Source organism: Aeromonas sp. FDAARGOS 1404 (assembly GCF_019047085.1).
GTDB lineage: Bacteria > Pseudomonadota > Gammaproteobacteria > Enterobacterales > Aeromonadaceae > Aeromonas > Aeromonas veronii.
In genome coordinates this window covers 3474844-3494672 of the sequence record NZ_CP077237.1, presented here as the reverse complement: position 1 = coordinate 3494672, position 19829 = coordinate 3474844, and the positions used below count along the sequence as shown (strand labels likewise).

12 protein-coding genes and 2 pseudogenes are annotated in these 19829 nt (G+C 59.8%); 6 read left to right on the top strand and 8 right to left on the bottom strand.

The window, feature by feature from the left end; genetic code table 11:
• The first annotated feature begins 72 nt into the window (after positions 1-72).
• Positions 73-2106: a M13 family metallopeptidase gene (locus I6L34_RS16370; protein ID WP_216954993.1), complete on the top strand. Its 2034-nt coding sequence runs from the start codon at positions 73-75 to the stop codon at positions 2104-2106.
• Positions 2107-2164: 58 nt separating this feature from the next.
• Positions 2165-2602 carry a PliI family lysozyme inhibitor of I-type lysozyme gene (locus I6L34_RS16365; protein ID WP_058059044.1) on the top strand — a complete coding sequence of 146 codons (438 nt, stop codon included), beginning with the start codon at positions 2165-2167 and terminating at the stop codon, positions 2600-2602.
• A gap of 76 nt (positions 2603-2678) precedes the next feature.
• On the opposite strand, the gene pdxY is transcribed toward I6L34_RS16365, so the two are convergent.
• The 6 genes from pdxY to I6L34_RS16335 form a co-directional block, all read right to left on the bottom strand.
• Positions 2679-3539, bottom strand: a complete 861-nt coding sequence (pdxY, locus tag I6L34_RS16360; RefSeq protein WP_216954992.1) for a pyridoxal kinase PdxY — start codon at positions 3537-3539, stop codon at positions 2679-2681.
• Positions 3540-3632: 93 nt separating this feature from the next.
• Positions 3633-5765 (bottom strand): lysine decarboxylase CadA, encoded by a 2133-nt coding sequence (locus I6L34_RS16355; protein ID WP_216954991.1) that lies wholly within the window; start codon positions 5763-5765, stop codon positions 3633-3635.
• 77 nt (positions 5766-5842) lie between these two features.
• Positions 5843-7177 carry a cadaverine/lysine antiporter gene (cadB, locus tag I6L34_RS16350; protein ID WP_005338486.1) on the bottom strand — a complete coding sequence of 445 codons (1335 nt, stop codon included), beginning with the start codon at positions 7175-7177 and terminating at the stop codon, positions 5843-5845.
• A 757-nt stretch (positions 7178-7934) separates the two neighbouring features.
• Complete coding sequence (cadC, locus tag I6L34_RS16345; protein ID WP_216954990.1) at positions 7935-9488, bottom strand: lysine decarboxylation/transport transcriptional activator CadC; 1554 nt, start codon at positions 9486-9488, stop codon at positions 7935-7937.
• Between the two features lie 392 nt (positions 9489-9880).
• Positions 9881-11161: an L-methionine/branched-chain amino acid transporter gene (gene yjeH / locus I6L34_RS16340; protein ID WP_216954989.1), complete on the bottom strand. Its 1281-nt coding sequence runs from the start codon at positions 11159-11161 to the stop codon at positions 9881-9883.
• A gap of 101 nt (positions 11162-11262) precedes the next feature.
• Positions 11263-12162 (bottom strand): LysR family transcriptional regulator, encoded by a 900-nt coding sequence (locus I6L34_RS16335; protein ID WP_058056741.1) that lies wholly within the window; start codon positions 12160-12162, stop codon positions 11263-11265.
• Positions 12163-12317: 155 nt separating this feature from the next.
• Between I6L34_RS16335 and I6L34_RS16330 the strand changes: the two genes are divergently transcribed.
• The 3 genes and pseudogenes from I6L34_RS16330 to I6L34_RS16320 all read left to right on the top strand — a co-directional run.
• Complete coding sequence (locus I6L34_RS16330) at positions 12318-13340, top strand: MBL fold metallo-hydrolase (protein WP_058059959.1); 1023 nt, start codon at positions 12318-12320, stop codon at positions 13338-13340.
• A 91-nt stretch (positions 13341-13431) separates the two neighbouring features.
• On the top strand, positions 13432-14151 hold the full coding sequence (locus I6L34_RS16325; protein WP_058056743.1) for an ABC transporter substrate-binding protein: 720 nt from the start codon (positions 13432-13434) through the stop codon (positions 14149-14151).
• Between the two features lie 344 nt (positions 14152-14495).
• A pseudogene (locus I6L34_RS16320) lies at positions 14496-15151 on the top strand (IS3 family transposase); the annotation flags it as partial.
• Between the two features lie 7 nt (positions 15152-15158).
• On the opposite strand, the pseudogene I6L34_RS16315 reads toward I6L34_RS16320, so the two are convergent.
• Positions 15159-16323 (bottom strand): annotated as a pseudogene (locus I6L34_RS16315) (IS3 family transposase).
• 219 nt (positions 16324-16542) lie between these two features.
• Complete coding sequence (locus I6L34_RS16310; RefSeq protein ID WP_058059281.1) at positions 16543-17037, bottom strand: zinc ribbon-containing protein; 495 nt, start codon at positions 17035-17037, stop codon at positions 16543-16545.
• Between the two features lie 145 nt (positions 17038-17182).
• On the opposite strand from I6L34_RS16310, the gene leuS reads away from it, so the two are divergent.
• Positions 17183-19759 (top strand): leucine--tRNA ligase, encoded by a 2577-nt coding sequence (gene leuS, locus I6L34_RS16305; RefSeq protein ID WP_075115454.1) that lies wholly within the window; start codon positions 17183-17185, stop codon positions 19757-19759.
• Positions 19760-19829 lie beyond the last annotated feature (70 nt).

The window sequence follows — 19829 nt, the reverse complement described above, 5'->3', positions numbered from 1 at the left end:
GGCGGTCGCACAACCGGTAGGAGCAAGGAAGATGGGCAGGGAAGCAAACAATCGGAATTGGAATCAAACAAGATGAACAATAAGAAAAGCTTACTGGCCGGCCTGATTGGACTGGCCCTGCTGGCTGGCTGCAGTCAGGCACCGCAAGACTCCCCCAAACACTCCGGGCTGGCGCTGGCCAATATGGACACCCAGGTCAAACCTGGTGATGACTTCTTCCGCTACGTCAATGGCAAGTGGCTCGCCACCGCCAAGATCCCCGACGATCGCCCCGCCGATGGCGCTTTCTACATGCTGCGGGACAAATCCCTCGCCGATGTGCGGGTGCTGGTCGAGGGGCTGGCCAAGCAGGAGGCCGCCACCGGCACGCCGACCCAGCAGATCCGCGATCTCTACGCCAGCTATCTGGATCAGGCAGGCCGTGACGCCAAGGGGCTCACCCCGCTGGCACCGGCGCTGGCCGACATCGATCGGATCGGTGATCAGGCCGCGCTGGCCCGCGCCTTTGCCCAGTCGGGCCGCATGGGCGGCGGCGCACCGTTCGGCATCTGGATCGACGCCGATGCCAAGTCCCCCGACCACTATGCGGTCTACCTCTATCAGGGGGGATTGGGGCTGCCGGATCGGGACTACTACCTCAAGCAGGATCCCGAGAGTCAGGCCCTGCGCCAGAAGTACCAGCAGCATATCGCCGCCATGCTGAGCCGCCTCGGGGAATCTGACCCGAGCGGCAAGGCCAAACGGATTCTGGCCCTCGAAACCCGGCTCGCCACCATCCAGTGGGACAACGTGGCCCTGCGGGATCGGGAGAAGAACTACAACAAGCGCCCCGCCAGTGAACTGGCACGGCTCGCCCCCCATCTCGACTGGCAGGCTTATCTCAATGCCGCGGGCATTGCTGGTCAGCCGGAGCTCATCATCGGCCAGCCGACCTATCTGAGCGCGCTGGATCAGGTGATGGCCCAGACCCCCATCGCCGACTGGCAGGCCTACCTCAAGTGGCAACTGCTGACCGACTACGCCCCCTATCTCGACAACGAGACCGACCGGGCCAACTTTGCCTTCTACGGCACCACATTGAGCGGCACGCCCAAGCAGCGCGCCAGCTGGGAGCGGGCGCTCGGGGTGCTGAACGATCATCTGGGTGAAGCGGTCGGCCAGCTCTATGTGGCCCGCTACTTCCCGCCGGCGGCCAAGGAGCGGATGGAGCAGCTGGTGGAGAACCTGCGCACCGCCTACGGCCAGAGCATCAAGGAGCTCGACTGGATGTCGCCCGAGACCAAGGCGCAGGCACTCGAGAAGCTGGCCAAGTTCCGCCCCAAGATCGGCTACCCCGACAAGTGGAAGGATTACAGCGCCATCGCCATCAAACCGGATGATCTGGTGGGCAACCTGCAACGCTCGCAAGCCTTTGAATACGCAGACAGTCTGGTGCGCCTCGGCAAACCGGTCGACCGGGACGAATGGCACATGTCGCCGCAAACGGTGAACGCCTACTACAACCCGAGCAACAACGAGATCGTCTTCCCGGCGGCCATTCTGCAGCCCCCCTTCTTCGACATGACGGCGGATGATGCGGTCAACTACGGCGCCATCGGCGGGGTCATTGGTCACGAGATGGGCCACGGTTTTGATGATCAGGGGGCCAAATCCGACGGCGACGGCATGATGCGCGACTGGTGGACACCGCAGGATCTCAAGGAGTTCCGCTTCCGCACCAGCCGTCTGGTGGCCCAGTACAACCGCTTCGAGCCCATCAACGGCCAGTTCGTCAACGGCCAGTTTACCCTGGGGGAGAACATCGGCGATCTGGGCGGTCTCACCATAGCTCACAAGGCCTACGAGCTGTCGCTGGATGGCAAGGAGGCACCGGTGCTGGATGGCTTTACCGGCGAACAGCGCTTCTTCCTCGGCTGGGCGCAGGTGTGGAAGGGGATGTATCGCCCCGAGCTGATGCAGATGCTGCTGCGCTCCGACCCCCACTCGCCCCCCGAGTACCGGGTCAACGGCGTGGTGCCGAACATTCCCGCCTTCTACGAGGCATTCAACATCCAGCCGGGGGACAAACTCTATCTGCCGCCTCAGAAGCGGGTGAAGATCTGGTAACAGCATCAGTGCGGGCTCCCCGGGAGCCCGCACTCAATAGACAGCAAGAGGTTGCAAGATGAACAGAGCATTGATGATGGCAGGGCTGCTGACCCTGCCGCTGGCGGCACAAGCCGAAGAGGGATTTAGCAAGCAACTGACCCTCCCCTCCGGGCAGGTGATCCGGGTGGAGCAGGGGGCCGGTGAGCCCGCCTCCATCGGCAGCTATGACGTGCGGCTCTATTCGGGCCAGAACGCCCAGTTTCCACTGGATGAGTTTCAGGATGGCAAGGTGATGGCCCGCAACGGCTTTATCCGGGAGCTGAAACTGGTCGATTTGAATGGCGACAAGCAGCCCGAGCTGGTGGTCATCATCGAGAGCGCTGGCAGCGGCAGCTATCAGGATGCCGATGCCTACACCGTCAGCCCGCAAGGGGAGCTGGAAATCTTCAATCAGGTCAAGGAGCTGGAGCCCAAAGAGGATGTGGTCAAGGCGCTCAAAAGCCCGCAGGACTAAGCCCTCTCCCCGAATCTGAAATATAAAAAGCCCTGATAATCAGGGCTTTGTTGTTTCTGCTGTTGGCGTAACCAGCTCAGAAGCGAGTCGCCCGGATGGAGACCTGCGGCAGCGCCATCTCGTGCTGGGCCGCCACCAGTTGCAGCTCGTAGGCCCCCGCCAGCCAGGTGCGAGCCAGCACGGCATCCACGCTGGCGTTGGTAAGTTCGAACGCCGCTACCGGGGTACAACCGGCCAGCAGATTGGCCAGCATGGTGGCGCTCAGCAGATCCCCCACCCCGATGGGGTGGCGAGCAAAAGGGTAGAGCGGGCGGGAAAGATGAAAGGTCCCCTCCTCGCACACCAGCAGCATCTCGAAGCGGTCCATGGCAAAGCCGGCCTTGCCCAGATGCTTGACCATCACCAGCTTGACCCCTTGCGCGCGCAGCTGCTGGCACGCCTCGATGGCCTCCGGCACATTGCGGATATCGCGGCCGGTGAGCTGTTCCAGCTCCAGCAGATTGGGGGCCAGCATATCGGCACAGGCCAGTGCCCGATGTTTCAGAAAATCGGCGACGCCGGGTGCCACTATGCACCCCTTGTCGGGGTGACCCATCACGGGGTCACAAAAATAGAGGGCGGCCGGATTGAGCGCCTTGAGCCGGGCCACCGCCGCCAGGATCTCCTCCCCCTGTTCGGCCGAGCCGAGGTAGCCGCTCAGCAGCGCATCGCACTCGGCCAGCACGCCGATCTCCGCCAGGCCGTTTACCAGCTGACGGATATGGCCGCCGGGCATCACCATCCCCTGCCAGCCTTCACGGTATTGGGTGTGGTTGGAGAACTGCACCGTGTTCATCGGCCACACCTCGATCCCGAGGCGACGCATGGGAAAAACGGCGGCGCTGTTGCCGGCACAGCCAAAGACTACGTGGGATTGAATGGAGAGCACTCGCTTCATGGTTGGCGACTCACGCAATAAGAACAGGAATTCCGGAGGGAAAAACGGGCCTTGCGGCCCGTTGTTGTCACTTTCGACTGTTGTCACTGTCGATTAACGCAGCACCTTGACGGTGTAGCTGCCATCGGCCTGACGATAGAGGCCGTGGATGTCGGTCTCAAAACCCGGGTAGTGGGCACCGATCTCGCACAGCATCTCGAGGAACTCGAGCACCGGCAGAGAATCCTGGGTCACCATCTCGCCCGGCAGAACCAACGGAACTCCCGGCGGGTACGGCAGGATCATGTTGGCGCTGATGCGGTCAACCATGTCACGCAACGGCACCTCTTCCAGATTGCCCGCCAGCTCTTGCTGCCATGCGGCGTGCGGGGTCATCTTCATCTCCGGCAGCACGTCGAACGCCTTGAACATCAGCTCCGGCAGACGGTATTTGCAGGTCAGATCGTGGATGCTCTGGGCCAGCTCCTGAATGCGCATCCCTTCGTAGAAGCTCGGATCTTCACGATAGAGGCTCGGCAGGATGTTTTTGATGGTCAGGTTCAGGTCATAGCCACGCTTGAACTCGGTCAGGGCGCGCAGCAGCTGCATCGCCTTGGACTGATCGATACCGATGGAGAAGAGGAACAGCATGTTGTAAGGGCCGGTCTTCTCGACCACGATGCCGCGCTCGTCCAGGAACTTGGAGACCAGTGAAGCAGGAATGCCCTTCTCCAGCAGCTGGCCGTCACGACCCATACCCGGGGTCAGCAGGGTGACCTTGATCGGATCCAGGTACATGTGGTTGTCATCGATGTCCTTGAAGCCGTGCCAGTCATCTTTCGGATCAAGCTTCCAGCACTCGACGGTGTCGATGTTGTCCGGCTGCCATACGTCGAAGAACCAGCCTTCGCTCTGATCACGCAGACGCTTGATCTCTTTGCGGAAGGAGATGGAGCGATCGATGGAGTCCTTGATCAGACGCTTGCCGGTGTTGCCACGCATCATGGCAGCGGAGATCTCGGTCGATGCCACGATGCCGTACTGCGGCGAGGTGGAGGTGTGCATCATGAAGGCTTCGTTGAAGGTCTCTTCCTCCACGTCACCCTTGATGTGGATCATCGAGGCCTGGGAGAAGGCCGCCAGCAGCTTGTGGGTGGACTGGGTTTCATAGAACACCTTGCCCGGCATCGCTTCGCCGCTCATGCCGCACTTGCCTTCATAGATCGGGCTGAAGTTGGTGTAAGGCACCCAGGCACTGTCGAAGTGGATGTAAGGGGTATCCAGACTCTCCTTGATGAAGCCGGTGTTGTAGAGCAGGCCATCATAGGTGGAGTTGGTGACGACGGCGTAACGGGGAGCCTGGGCACCCGGTGTCGCGGCAACCTTGGCAGCGATGGTGTCGCGGCTGAATTCGCTCTGCGGGATACCACCCAGAATGCCGTAGGCGTTGCGGGTCGGACGGAAGTAGATCGGGGTCACGTCGTTCATCATCATCAGGTGAGTGAGCGACTTGTGGCAGTTGCGGTCAACCAGCACAGTGCTGCCGGCCGGTGCGGAGAACATGCCGACGATCTTGTTGGCAGTGGAGGTGCCGTTGGTGACGATATAGGAGCGATCGGCGTTGAAGGTACGGGCGATGTACTCTTCGGCTTCCTTGTGCGGACCTGAGTGATCCAGCAGGGAACCCAGCTCCGGCATGGAGATGGAAACGTCAGCCTTGAACGCGTTCGGGCCATAGAAGTCATAGAAGATGCTGCCGGCCGGGCTCATCTGGAAGGCGGTACCACCCATGTGACCAGGAGTACAGAAGGTGTATTTACCCTCTTCTACGTACTTGAACAGCGCCTTGGTAAACGGCGGCAGGATGGCGTCCTGATACTCCTGAGTGGCCTGACCCATCTTGAGGGCGATGTCATCGGCCATGCCAAGACGGTACTCGAAGAAGTGCACGTTCAGACGCAGGTCGGTCAGGTGAATATCCAGGGTGGACTGGTCGTTGGCGAAGGCGAAGATCGGCAGCTTCTCGTTGCGATCGTGGATCTCCTTGCACAGGCCCAGAGAGTATTTGTCCCAGTCGAAGATGGCGCCGCAAACGCGGGGGTTCTTCTCAATCAGTTTCAGCAGGTCGGCAACGTCGACCGGATAAACAACCTCGAAACCCTTGCGCTCGAGGGAGGCTTGCAGCTGGCGAATGGGTTCTTCTTTAAAGAAAACGCCCAGGTGGTTGAGGATGGCAATGATATTCATCGTAATGCTCCACACGTAAAGGGGCGCTCTCCATCAGGGATGGTGAGTGAAGAGCGCTCGGAAGATAAAAGGGGGAATTAGTTGCTGGGTTGTTCGCTCAGCAGGGCGTCGTGCTGACGCAGACCCTGTTTTTTGGCGTAGAACATCAGGATGATGAGCGACACCACGAAGGTAGCGGTGAGGTTGGAACCCTTGGCACCCATCAGGGCCACCAGACAGAAGACACAGGCCACACCGGAGAAGATCATCGCGCCGATGCTGCGGGAGGTCATGCCCTCGAAGCGGATCAGGTTAATGCTGGAGTAGAAGTAGGGCAGCATGGTCAGCAGCACCGCATCTGTGGTCAGCACGTTGAAGAGATCGGCAGCGTGAGCGGACTGGGAAGTGAAGGCGGTCAGGCCAACCATCAGGGCAGTCATCTTGAGGGAGCCCAGGATCAGACCCTTCTTGGCTACGCCGTTCTTGTCCACTTCGCCATAGATTTTCGGGAAGTTGCCGTCGTTGGCGGCACGCTTGCCCGCCTCGCCCACCAGCATCATCCAGGAACCGAGCGAGGTGAAGCAGGCCAGGGCGGTGAAGGCAGAGACGAACGGCGCAGACCAGCTACCGAAGATGGCGGAAGAGGCCATGGCAAACGGGGCGCCGGAGGCTGCCACTTCACCGGCCGGGAACATGCCGCTGATCACCTGGGTAGAGAGGATGTAGATAACACCGGCGATACCGGTACCCAGCATGGTCGCGAGCGGTACGGTGCGCTTGGGGTTCTTCACCATGCCGGAAGAGACGGCGGCAGATTCAACACCGACGAAGGACCAGAGGCAGATCAGCACGGCGCTGATGACCGCATGCAGGTCGCTGCCGCTGGTGGTGTTCCAGTTCTGGCTGTAGACGGTGGCATCAAAATGACCCCAGCCCATCACCGCAGTACCGACAACCGGCAGCAGGATCAGCACCAGACCCAGAGTACAGAGTCGGCTCACCCAGCTACCGCCAAGCAGGTTGACGAAGGTGAAGATCCAGACGGCAGCGATGGTGGCTGCAGCGGCCGGAATTGGGCTGTTGAGAATGGGGAAGAAGACCGAGAGGTAGGAGACGCCGGTAATGGCGATGGCCAGGTTACCGATCCAGTTGGCGTGGTAATAAAGCACACCGGTCTGGAAACCGAACACCGGAGAGATCTCGCCAGCGTAAGCAATGGGGCCACCCTCTTGCGGGTTCTTGGTAGCCAGGCGGGCGAAGACGAAGGCGAGGCCCATGGCGCCTACCAGACAGATTGCCCAGCTAAAGACAGAGATGGAGCCGATGGTGGCCAGTGCCGAAGGCAGCAGCGCGATGCCACTCCCCATCATGTTGCCGGCCACCACACCTGTACAGGCGATAAGGCCAATCTTCTTGCTCGTATCTAGGGACATAAGATCTCCGGTTCTATAAAAGGTCGGGTCGTCACATACATATTTGGCGGAACGCCCCGCCAAAGAATGGGCACAGACTAGGCCTCTCATCCCCGGAAAACATAAAGACCAGCTAACGGATAAAAATATGAGCCAACTGTTTTCGCTGTCTCATTATTTTTGATAAAAACCATTTAAAAACAGTCAATTGACATCAGGTCACACCGCCACCTTGATAAAACCTTGATATCCTTCCGCCCCATTTTGGCCCCTTGATAACCCCCTTATCTCGCCGTCTTGATATTTTTGGCCAGATAAACCCGAGATAAAGCAGCTCCCATTGCGCCCCCCTGCCCTTGCGGCCATTTGGAAGCCCTGCGGATCATCACCCTGAGTGGCCGCTCACCTCCTGTTCGGCCCTCCGCTCGGGTCATCACAATCTAGGCTCAGAGATAAAACTCAATGGCGATAACAGGTCAGCAATGAGAAATGGGTCGTGACGGACAGCTTATCCCGCCGCCAACCATGAGCAGATGTCACAAGCTGCGTGCGCGGCGTGAAGCCGAACAAACGCGAGTGCAACGAATGCCGCGTGCAAGGCAAAGGCAAATGGGGATAGTGGGGAGCTGCGGGGGATAAATCGGGCCGCACCAGAGCGACTATCCCCGGTGGCAAACAAGCAGGATTGAAACAAGCAGAAACAGCACAGGCCGCCCGAAGGCAGCCTGTGGATGGGGTCGGCAACCGCACCGACCGGGGGAGAACCAACACTGCGGTGTTAGAAGAGCTTCACCTTGCTCTGGCCCAGCGCATTGAACAGAGCCGGAGTGAGGCTCTCCATATTGCTGTAGAAACCGAGCTGCTGGCAGAGCAGATAGGTCTGCTCGGTCGCCTCCATCAGAAAGGCCTGACTGTAGGCATCCCCCGCCGCCTCGGGACGACCGTCCAGCTCCGCCAGCTTGCCCTGCAGTATGTAGTAGAGCACAGAGCGGCCGCGACTCGCCGCCTTCTCCAGCAGATAGTTGGCCTGCTGTTGCTGGCCGTTGAGGATCGCCTGCAGGGTCAACGCCTCCCACACCCGAGCAGGGAGAGCGCCGCTGTTTTGCACCACGCTGGCGAGATGAGTGCCAATCCCCTGCAGCCGCTCGCTCTCGGATTTGCCCGCCAGGGTGGCCAGCGCCTCGCCAGCCAGATAGCGCTCCGCCAACAGCAGCGGCTGATCCGGATGGGCACTCAGCGCCTGCTCCAGCAGATCAATCCCACGCTTGAGGGCGATCGGATCCCGGCTGTTGATGTAGTACTGCGCCTCCATCATCGCCATCAGGGAGGCATCATCGGTCGGCCAGCCCATCCCCGGCTCGGCATCGGGTTGGTCGAGGGCGCGCAGCAGATCCTGGCTGCTGGCCTGCAACACGCCGTGCACACTGTGGCGACTGAGCTGGTACTGATGGCTGAACAGCACCCGGTTGGTATTGATATTGCGATACTCCAGATCGAGATAGGTGCCGCGCGGCTGGCGGGTGACCCGCACACTCAGCTCCTTGCCGGGCATGATGCCCCCCATCAGAGTGGTGGCGCCGTACTGCACCCGTAGCGGCGTCGCCGCCGCCACCTCGGCCATCAGGGCGCGGGTAATGCCATCGGCGAGGCGCACGTTCTCGTTGTTGTCATCCATGCCGGAGTGAAAGCGGAACACCAGCAGATTGGGATCCAGCATGGAGTGTACCTGGGGGCTGGTGTGCTGGTAGCTGAGCATGCTGACAATGGCGATCAGCACGATGGCAACGAAGATATCGAAACTCACCATCTTCCAGCGGCTGCGGGCATCCTTGGCATGGGTGGAGATGGCGCGGGTCAGGGGCCCGGCGGGAAAAGGGGCGACATTGGGCTGTGCATCATCGTCCTGATCCGCCGCGGGCGGGCTCAGATCGGAGAGCGTCGGGTTGTCGGAGAGAGCGGTATTGACCGCAGGAGCAGGCTGCTCGTCCGCCATCACCACAGAAACCACCTGCAACGGCCGCACCGGTGCCACCAGCTTGTAGCCGCGCTTGGGTATGGTGACGATATAGTCGGTCGCATCGGTGCGACCATCTTTGAGGATCTTGCGCAGTTCGAAGATGGACTGGGTCACTACCTGATCGGTCACCTCGGCGCCATCCCACACCTCGTTGATCAGGGCATCGCGGCCAAACACGGTGCCGGCATTGTGGGCCAGAAACCGCAACAGATTGACCAGTCTGGGTTCGAGGTAGACCTCGCGGTCGGGGCGACACAACATGTTGTCGTCAACGCTCAGGGTCCAGTCGTGGATCTCAAAAACCGATTCGCTCATGATTCACTCGCTGCAGATGGTGACAATGCACGATGAGAGAGACGCAAAACCCGGGCTGACTGAACGGAACAAGGCGCTATCACCACAGGTGACAGATAAAAAGAGAACCGAAGCAATCACATCTCTGAGAGTCAGTCTGGCCAGGCCATCCTGTTTACGTCTGAAGGGCATCCTTGCGGGCATTCCGACCACCGGGATCGGAAGGGATCACTTTAAGCAAAACGGGAGCTGGATCCCACTTTTTTTGGCTATAAATCGCCGTTGAGTTGATCCGACACCGCACTTTTCGGCAAATAGCGTGCCAACCAGTATTCATATGAACATCCCATATGCCGGAATCAAAAAGCCCTGAACATCAGGGCTTTCTCATTTCTTCGACCATCGGGGAGACGTTACTTCGCTACCGGAAGAGCATCCTGCTGACGACTGCGGCGCAGATGACGCCGCCACAACGAGAAGCCACCGTAGCCAAGACTGAGCACCACCGCATAGAGCACCTGAGTGGCGAGCGCCACCAGCACCAGAGCGCAGAGCAGCACGCTCACCACAGCCAGCCCCTTGCCCACCCCGCCGAGCAGGCGCCAGCCCGCCGCCATGCAGAGCAGGTAGACCAGCACGAAGTTGCCGTTGGCGTAGCGGATCAGCTCATCGAGCGGCAGTCGCAGCCAGATGATCAGGGTGATGCAGAGCAGACAGATGGCGAGCACCAGAGTAAGCGCCCGCAGCGGTGCGCCGCGGGCAGTGAGCACGGCCAGCGAGGGGGGCAACTTGCCTTCCCGCGCCATGCTCCAGATCAGCCGGGCAAAGCCCTGAATGTAGATGTTGATGCTGGCAAAGCAGGAAAGGTAGCCGAGCACCGCCACCAGCCACTTGGCGGTGGGGCCGAACAGCAGCGCCAGCAGAGAGGGGATGGCGGTGGCGTTTTTCGCCTCATCGCCGTAGAGGCCATATTTGAGCACCACCAGCGAGTGTACCCAGTAGATGAGCCCCGCCAGCAGTACACCGCCGAGCAGGGCAATGGGGTAGTCCCGCTCCGGCCGCTTGAACTCCTCCCCCATATGGGCGAAGGCTTCCAGCCCGACGAAACACCAGAACATCACCGCCAGCGCGGTGGCCATAGGGGGCCACTCATCCGCGCTCGGCAGCGGCCGGGCCGCATCGCGCCAGCTCACCTCCCCCTTGAACCAGATAAGCAGGGTGAGCCCCAAAATGGCGAGCGCGATCAGCAACTGCAGGTTGCCGGAAGAGCGCGCCCCGCGCAGCCCCAGCAAAAAGACCCCGAGCAGGGTCAGCAGCTGGATGGCCCAGAGGGTCCACTCCCCCATCTCGAACAGGGCGTGCCAGAAACCGGCGGCAATCATCAGGGCGGCAGGCAGCCCCACCGGCAGCACTGCCAGAAACAGGAAGGCGGAGAAGCGCTCGGCGCCGTTGCCAAAGGCGAGACCAATCAGGTGCGGCGCGCCGCCCGCATGGGGATAGCGACGGCCGAGGCGGGCGAAGGTAAAGGCGATGGGCAGCACCAGCGCAATCAGCAGCAACCAGGCCCAGAGCGAGGCCCCGCCCGCCAGCGAGGCGGCTGTCGCCGGTACCACGAAGATCCCGGTGCCGAGCAGCGAGGTGGCGAGCAGCCCCATCCCCTGCCAGAGCCCGAGATCCTTTTTCAACCCAGACATATCCTTTTGTCCTGACTCAAAAAACATCCCGCCATGTTAGGCCTGCTCCGCCCCTTTGTTAAGTACGATGGTTAAGCGTGGGGGCGAAAATATGCAGCCTTTTATTCAGGCTCGGGCCCAGCTTGCAGGGATTCGGCCAGAAAATCCCCCAGCAGGGTGATCTTGAGCACCTGCCGCCGCGCCGCCGGATAGATGAAGTAGAGGGTCTTGGCCGGGCTCTGATAGCGGCCAAGCAGCGGCAGCAAACGCCCCGAAGCGATATGGTCACGCACCTGTTCGGCTGGCTGCAAGGTGATACCAGCCCCCGAGAGCGCCGCCGTCAGCAGCGCCGGCCAGTGGTTGATGCGCAGGCGCGAGGCAACCCGCACCTCCTCGCTCTGGCCATCCTCGCCAACAAATTGCCAGCGCTCGTGCTCGCCCCAGTTGCCATGCAGACACTGGTGGCGAGCGAGATCGGCCGGATGACGGGGCACGCCATAGCGATTGAGGTAGTCGGGGGCCGCGCAGAGCCGGTAGTGCTGGGTCAGCAGCGGACGGGCGATCAGCGCCTCATCCTGCGGGCGCAGGGTGCGGATGGCGGCATCGAACCCCTCCTCCACCAGATCGACCCAGCGGGGGGTGAGCTGCAGATCCAGATCCAGCTTGGGGTAGCGGTCGAGAAAAGCAGGCAGCAGCGGCACCAGCCGGTGGTGGCCAAAACTGAGGGGGGCGGCGATGCGCAGCCGTCCGGCCGGCTCGGCCAGCAGATTCTGGGTGAGCGACTCGGTCAATGCCATCTCCTCCAGTACCCGCTGACAGCGAGCGAGAAAAAGCTGGCCCAGCTCGGTGAGGGTCTGCTGGCGGGTGGTCTTGTGAAACAGCTTTCCCCCCAGCCACTGCTCCAGCCCCAGCACATGCTTGCCCACCATCTGGGCGCTGATCCCCTCTTCGCTCGCCACCGCGCTGTAGGAGCCGAGATCCACCACCCGGGTGAAGATACGCATGCTGGTCAATCGGTCCACAACCCCTCCTTTTTGCCCGTTTCAAGGCCGTTTAGCCCGCGACAAGGGCCCTAATTCACAACCAAAAGTTTAGTAAGAAATGGATCTTAGCCAATTTATTCAACTTTTAGTTACCAATACAGTGATGCCGTCCCTTCCCCACAGGATAAATCCCCATGAAAAGCACCTATCTGGCCGCCCTGCTGGTCGGTCTGCTGGTCAGCGGCGCCAGTCAGGCCGCCGAGAGCAGCTTTATCAGCAACCACGATCAAGCCCCTGCCTCAGCAACTCAAGCCCGGCACGATATCTTTCGGGTCAGCCTGCTCGGCACCGGCACTCCGGTACCCCAGATCAGCCGGGGCGGTTACAGCACCCTGGTCGAAGCGGGCAACCAGAAGCTGGTGTTCGATTTTGGCCGCAACTCCGCCACTCGCCTGTGGCAGCTGCATATCCCCATCGGCCGGGTCAACGCCTTCTTCCTCACCCACTTTCACTCAGACCACACCAACGGGCTGGCGGATCTCTGGCTGACCGGTTGGCTGCAACCGGCCTATGGCCAGCGCCACACGCCGATGGAACTCTACGGCCCCAAAGGCACCACAGCTCTCGCCCGTGGCTTGCAGCAGGCCTACGCCACCGACATCGCCACCCGGGTCAAGGATGAGGGAACGCCGCTGGACGGGGTGGAGATCAACAGCCACGAGGTCACCGCCGGGGTGGTCTACAACCATGACGGGGTCAAGGTAACCGCCTTTGACAACGACCACGGAGTCAACATCAAGCCATCATTCGGCTATCGCATCGACTATCACGGCCACAGCGTGGTGCTCTCCGGCGATACCCGCTACAGCCCCGAAGTGGTGAAGCAGGCCAAAGGGGCCGACCTGCTGGTGCACTGCGTCTCAATGACCTCTGCCGAACAGATGAAGGCCAACCCCGGCTACAAGGCGATCGCCGGTCACCTCGCCTCCCCCGAGCAGGCGGCCCGGGTAATGAACGAAGCCAAACCGGCGCTGACCGTGTTCAGCCATATCGGCCTCAACGGCAAGATCAGGGTCAAAGATCTGGCGCAGGATCTGCGCGCCCGCTACACGGACCCCTTCGTCATCGGCAACGACCTGATGCAGATTGATCTGCCCACCACGGCCTCCGGCAAGGGCTATGCCCTCTGGCAGTCGGAGAATATCGACAATAAATAGATGGCACGGATGCCGGTCAGCCATGGCCGGCATCCGCAATCGACACCGGGGGCTATCTTTAAGGGGTGTTTGACCACAAGGAGTTATCTCTATGAGCCTGAAATGGAAGCACCTCGCCCTGGCCACTCTTCCCTTGTTCGGCATGTCGGTCGCTCAGGCGGCGGTGTTGACCAGCCTTGAATGGCCCCCTTACACCAGCGCCAGCCTGCCTGAACAGGGTAAGAGCAGTCAGGTGGTGACCGCAGCCTTTGCCCTGGCTGGCGACCCGCTGACTATCAAGTTCTACCCCTGGCAACGGGCCGTGGACGAGGCAACCAACAACCCAGAGGTACTGGGTTATTTCCCCGAGTATCTCGACCCCAAGAGCAGCTGCCTCTTCTCTGACCCCATAGGTAACGGCCCTCTCGGGTTTGCCCAGCGAACCGATCAGCCGGTCACCTGGCAGAGCCTTGATGACCTCAAGGGCAAGAAAATTGGTGTCGTCACCGGCTATGTGAATACCACCGAGTTCGACGAAAAAGTGGCCAGCAAGGCACTCTCGGCTGATGCCACCAGCTCGGACAGCCAGAACCTGCTCAAGCTCGGCAACGGTCGGCTCGATCTGGCGGTCATCGACCAGAATGTGATGACCTATCTGCTGGAAAGCGATCCCCAGCTCAAGGACGTCGCCGCCAACCTCGGTTTCAACGGCAAGATCCTCGAGGACAAGTCCCTCCACGTCTGCTTTACCAACTCCGCCAAGGGGAAAGAGGCGCGGGACAAATTCAACAAGGCGCTGGCCAGCGACGAGGTGAAGAAGCTGATGAAATAGCGATACCGCATCCGCTCTGCGCCCCAAACAGCCATAAAAAAAGCCGCCTCTTGCGAGGTAATACAAGTCAGTTAAGAGAATTTGAGTCCCAACCCGCGGGGTATAAGGGCTAACGAGTGAGGGAGGCATGATGCCTCCCTCTTTTATTGCATGCCAGTCAGAGCAAGGGTTGGAGCCAACTTGACTCCTTAATCATGGAGCTACTTTTGATATTCAATATCTCGAATATTTAGTCATAAGAGTGCTTAACTGACTGGCATTACCTCTTGCGAGGCGGCTTCTTCATTCAACTGTCCCGTCCTGAATATGGTTTACACCTTTCCCCGACATAAATGGAGAACCCGATGGGACAAGGTGTGAAACGGACACAGCGCGATTACTCGCTGACTTTTAAACTGGCACTGGTCGAGCAGATTGAAAAAGGCGAGCTCACCTACAAACAGGCTCAGGTGCGTTATGGCATTCAGGGCAGCTCCACCGTTCTGGTATGGTTGCGTAAACATGGTCGGCAAGATTGGAGCCAGGGGGCTTCTGTACGCGCCGGCAGGAGCATCACCATGCCTGACCCCGACAACCAGACGCCCGAACAGCGCATCAAGGAACTCGAGCAGCAACTGGCGCTGATGAGTCAGAAAGCCCAGTTCTTTGAGGCCGTCGTCGATGTACTGAAGAACGACTACGGCGTCTCCATCGTAAAAATGCGACCCGGCAAGTCCTCTCGCAGCGGCAAGTCGAGAGGCCGACCATTGTCAGGGCTTGCCTGTTTCTGGGGATAAGCCGGCAGGCTTACTACAAGCGCAATCGGGTCGCCGACGAGCGCCATGCACAAGGGCTGCAGGTGGTGCGCTTTGTGCGTCAGGTTCGACTGCGACAACCGCGGGTGGGCACTCGCAAGCTGCATTATCTGCTGCAGGGTCAGGAGGATGGCGGGCTCAAGGTAGGGCATGACAGGCTGTTTCGGATATTGGCCGAGCACCGCCTGCTGGTGCAGCCCAGACGTGTAGTGGTCAACTAAACCCGGACACTTGGTTAGGCCGATCTTCGGCTTTTGCTGGCGGCATCCCGTCATTGTGGCAATGTGGACGCCGCCAGTTGTAGTAATCCATCAGGTAATAACTGATATCTCGTTTCGCTTCTCGCAAGCTCATATATCCCATAGCCGGCAGCCACTCTGACTTCAGGCTCCTGAACAGTCGCTCCATCGGGGCGTTATCCCAGCAGTTTCCACGCCGACTCATGCTCTGGGTCATGCGATAACGCCACAGTCGTTGCCGAAATGCCCGGCTACCATATTGGCTGCCCTGGTCGGAGTGAAATAGCACACCGGATGGGCAACCCCGCTGCTGATAGGCCATCTCCAGTGCTTTGATGGCCAGCTCTGCATCAGGCTTGTCAGACATCGCCCAGCCCACGACCCGCCGGGTGTGCAGGTCAAGAACCGCTGCCAGGTAATGCCAGCGACCACCGGCCCAGACGTAGGTGATATCGCCACACCACACCTGATTGGGTTGCTGGACATCAAATTCGCGGGCCAGCAGATTGGGTATATTCGGTCGTTCTGACCGTGCCACCTTATAACGTGTGTACGCCCGGCTGTTTGGATGCTAACCCGCCCTCCTTCATCAGCTTACGTACTTTGAATCGACCAATCTGATACCCCAATTCCCGCATCATCGACATCAAGGCACGGCTGCCCGCTGAGTTCCGGCTCGCTTTGAACAACCGGCGCAACTCAAAGCGTTGCTGCATGCGCTCACGGTTAATCGTCCGCCTGCGAGCCAGATAATCGTAAAAACAGAAGGTGGGAACATCGAAAGCGCAGCAGACCAAGGTGATGGGGGCTTGCTCCCTTAATCGGTCTATTCAGCGCGTACGTGTGAACTCGTCCGCCATCAAGAGAGCAGTAGCCTTTTTTAGAATGTCCTTTTCGCGCTCGAGCCGGTTGATGCGGGCTTCCAGCTCCTGAATTTTTTACTGCTCCGGAGTCAGTGCTTTTCCGGTGGGGGTTGTACCACCGCGTTCGGATTGCAGTTGCTGAACCCAGCGGCGCAGTACGGTTTCACCGACATCCAGTGAACGGCTGGCTTCAGGGACAGAATATCCCTGGTCGAGCACCAGGGATGCGGCTTCGAGTTTGAATTCGGCAGTAAATGAGCGACGTAATCTTGTCATTGGACACCTCAGGTCATGGTGGCGACTGTACCACCTAAAAGGGTCTCCGGGATGATTAGACCACTACAGGATATTTACAACGAGGAGCGACCGCATCATGCGTTGAAATACAGAACCCCCGATGCGGTACATAGGAGGTTCTGAGTGGAGAAATGCTAGTTGAAAATGTGTAAACATATTTCAGGACTAGACATATCTCATCCACATTGATGGTATGACTCAGGGCGAGAGCGGCTCGCGATGATACTCGGCGCAGCCGCATTCGGGGCAGGTATCGAGCTGCTGTGGGTGTAGCACGGTATGGCGCCAGCCACACTGGTCGCACACCATGACCCCGAGCCCTACCCAGTCACCCGCTTCGTAAACACCCTTGTGCTCCAGCTCGTCGGCCAGCTCGCGCCACTCCACCTGGGCGCGGTCGGTCACATCCGCCAGCCAGGACCACGCGGTGTCTTTGAGGGCCAGCATAAAGGCAGACTCTTCCACCTGCGCACTATCCTCATGGCGCCCCTCGTCATAGTTGCCCAGATCACGCTTCACGTACTCGGCGATCAGCGCCAGTTCGTCCTGAGTCAGGTCGCTGGCAGCCTCCAGATAGGCCTGCACCTTGGCAATCATCCGGTTGAGGCGCTCCCCCTGGAACTCTTCAGTCTCTTGCCACTGTTTTTGCAGCTCGGCAATGAAGGCTTCGTACCCTTTTTGACGTTTGTCCATGGCTCTAACTCCTCTACTAAACCCTGATCTGGCCCGGCTTAAGGCCCAAGGGACGCTGGCGGTTGTTGCCGCCGCAGGATATGGGTATTCTATTGCGATTTCCCAGCTGATTTATCTATTCATTTCACAGATCCGGATGTCACCAATGCAAGAGCAATACGTTCCCCAATCAATCGAACCAGCAGTGCAAAAGCACTGGGATGCCAAGAAAACCTTCAAGGCCGTGGAGAAGGTAGACAAGGAGAAGTTCTACTGCCTGTCCATGTTCCCTTATCCGTCTGGTCGACTACACATGGGGCACGTTCGTAACTACACCATAGGTGATGTGATCTCCCGTTATCAACGCCTCAATGGCAAGAACGTGCTGCAACCCATAGGTTGGGATGCATTCGGTCTGCCGGCCGAGAACGCCGCGATCAAAAACAATACCGCACCGGCGCCCTGGACCTACGAAAACATCGAATACATGAAGAACCAGCTGAAGATGCTGGGTCTGGGTTATGACTGGGATCGTGAAGTCGCAACCTGCAAACCGGATTACTACCGCTGGGAACAGTGGTTCTTCACCAAGCTCTACGAGAAGGGTCTGGTCTACAAGAAGACCTCCTCCGTCAACTGGTGCCCGAACGACATGACAGTGCTGGCCAACGAGCAGGTGGTCGACAACTGCTGCTGGCGCTGTGACACCCCGGTGGAGCAGAAAGAGATCCCCCAGTGGTTCATCAAGATCACTGACTACGCCGAAGAGCTGCTCAGCGATATCGACAATCTGGAAGGCTGGCCGGAGATGGTCAAGACCATGCAGCGCAACTGGATTGGCCGCTCCGAAGGGGTCAACATCAGCTTCAATATCGAGGGTCATGCTGATCAGCTGGAGGTCTACACCACCCGTCCGGACACCTTCATGGGCGTCACCTATGTGGGTATCGCCGCCGGTCACCCGCTGGCGCTGCAAGCAGCCCAGAACAATCCTGAGCTGGCCGCCTTCATCGAAGAGTGCAAGAACACCAAGGTAGCCGAAGCCGAGCTGGCCACCATGGAGAAGAAAGGCATGGCCACCGGCCTCTACGCCATTCACCCGCTGGATGGCCGCAAGGTACCGGTCTGGGTCGCCAACTTCGTGCTGATGAACTACGGCACCGGCGCCGTAATGGCGGTTCCGGCCCACGATCAGCGTGACTTCGAATTCGCCACCAAATATGGCCTCGATATCAAGGCTGTGATCAAGCCGGTTGATGGCGACGTCGACGTGAGCGAAGCCGCTTACACCGAGAAAGGCGTGCTGTTCAACTCCGGCGAGTTTGACGGTCTCGACTTCCAGGGCGCCTTCGATGCCATCGCCAGCAAGCTGGAAGGGCTCGGCAAGGGCAAGCGCACCGTCAACTACCGTCTGCGTGACTGGGGCGTCTCCCGTCAGCGCTACTGGGGTGCCCCCATCCCGATGCTGACCCTGGCTGATGGTACCGTGGTGCCGACACCGGAAGACCAGCTGCCGGTACTGCTGCCGGAAGATGTGGTGATGGACGGCATCCAGAGCCCGATCAAGGCCGACGCCGAGTGGGCCAAGACCACTTACAACGGTCAGGAAGCGTTCCGCGAGACCGATACCTTCGACACCTTTATGGAGTCCTCCTGGTACTACGCGCGCTACTGCTCCCCGGACTACGACAAGGGCATGCTGGATCCGGCGGCTGCCAACCACTGGCTGCCGGTGGATCAGTACATCGGCGGTATCGAACACGCCTGTATGCACCTGCTCTATGCCCGCTTCTTCCACAAGCTGCTGCGTGACGCAGGCCTCGTGAACAGCGACGAGCCGTTCAAGCGCCTGCTCTGCCAGGGCATGGTGCTTGCCGACGCCTTCTACTACAAAGACGAGAAGGGCGGCAACGTCTGGGTCAGCCCGACCGACGTCAAGGTAGAGCGTGACGAGAAGGGTCGCATCACCAAGGCCATCGACAACGAAGGCCGTGAGGTAATGCACTCCGGCATGACCAAGATGTCCAAGTCCAAGAACAATGGCATCGACCCGCAGCTGATGGTCGAGCGTTATGGCGCCGATACCGTCCGTCTGTTCATGATGTTCGCCTCCCCGGCCGAGATGACCCTGGAGTGGTCCGACTCCGGCGTAGAGGGTGCCCAGCGCTTCCTGCGTCGCCTGTGGCGCGTCACCTTCGAGCACGTCTCCGGTGGCGCCGTTGCCGCACTCGATGTAGCGGCTCTCACCAACGAGCAGAAAGCGGTACGCCGTGAACTGCACAAGACCATCGCCAAGGTGAGTGATGACGTGGGTCGCCGTCAGACCTTCAACACCGCCATCGCCGCCATCATGGAGCTGATGAACAATCTCTCCAAGCTGGGCAACGACGAGCAGGACCGCGCCCTGATGCAGGAAGCGCTGGAAGCTGTGGTAGTCATGCTCTACCCCATCACCCCGCACATCGGCTTCGAGCTGTGGAAGATGCTGGGCAAGGGCGACGACATCGATCACGCAGCCTGGCCGGTGGCCGATGAAGCGGCCATGGTCGAGACCGAGAAGCTGGTAGTGGTGCAGATCAACGGCAAGATGCGCGGCAAGCTGACCGTTCCGGCCGAGATCAGCCAAGCCGACGTCGAGAAGCTGGCGATGGCCGATGCCTCGGTACAGAAGTTCACCGACGGGCTGACCGTGCGCAAGGTGATCTATGTACCTGGCAAGCTGCTCAATATTGTCGCTAACTAATTGGCTGCCAACTGATTGGTTACCAACTGATCATTGCCAATCTGTAACAGCAAACGGATGATAACGGCGG

Bases quoted from the DNA above. Each gene is read 5' to 3' on its own strand.
- cadC (WP_216954990.1), bottom strand. From the start codon at position 9,488: ATGAGCGAATCGGTTTTTGAGATCCACGACTGGACCCTGAGCGTTGAC.
- I6L34_RS16330 (WP_058059959.1), top strand. From the start codon at position 12,318: ATGAAAAGCACCTATCTGGCCGCCCTGCTGGTCGGTCTGCTGGTCAGC.
- I6L34_RS16370 (WP_216954993.1), top strand. From the start codon at position 73: ATGAACAATAAGAAAAGCTTACTGGCCGGCCTGATTGGACTGGCCCTG.
- yjeH (WP_216954989.1), bottom strand. From the start codon at position 11,161: ATGTCTGGGTTGAAAAAGGATCTCGGGCTCTGGCAGGGGATGGGGCTG.
- leuS (WP_075115454.1), top strand. From the start codon at position 17,183: ATGCAAGAGCAATACGTTCCCCAATCAATCGAACCAGCAGTGCAAAAG.
- cadB (WP_005338486.1), bottom strand. From the start codon at position 7,177: ATGTCCCTAGATACGAGCAAGAAGATTGGCCTTATCGCCTGTACAGGT.
- I6L34_RS16325 (WP_058056743.1), top strand. From the start codon at position 13,432: ATGAGCCTGAAATGGAAGCACCTCGCCCTGGCCACTCTTCCCTTGTTC.
- I6L34_RS16310 (WP_058059281.1), bottom strand. From the start codon at position 17,037: ATGGACAAACGTCAAAAAGGGTACGAAGCCTTCATTGCCGAGCTGCAA.
- pdxY (WP_216954992.1), bottom strand. From the start codon at position 3,539: ATGAAGCGAGTGCTCTCCATTCAATCCCACGTAGTCTTTGGCTGTGCC.
- I6L34_RS16355 (WP_216954991.1), bottom strand. From the start codon at position 5,765: ATGAATATCATTGCCATCCTCAACCACCTGGGCGTTTTCTTTAAAGAA.
- I6L34_RS16365 (WP_058059044.1), top strand. From the start codon at position 2,165: ATGAACAGAGCATTGATGATGGCAGGGCTGCTGACCCTGCCGCTGGCG.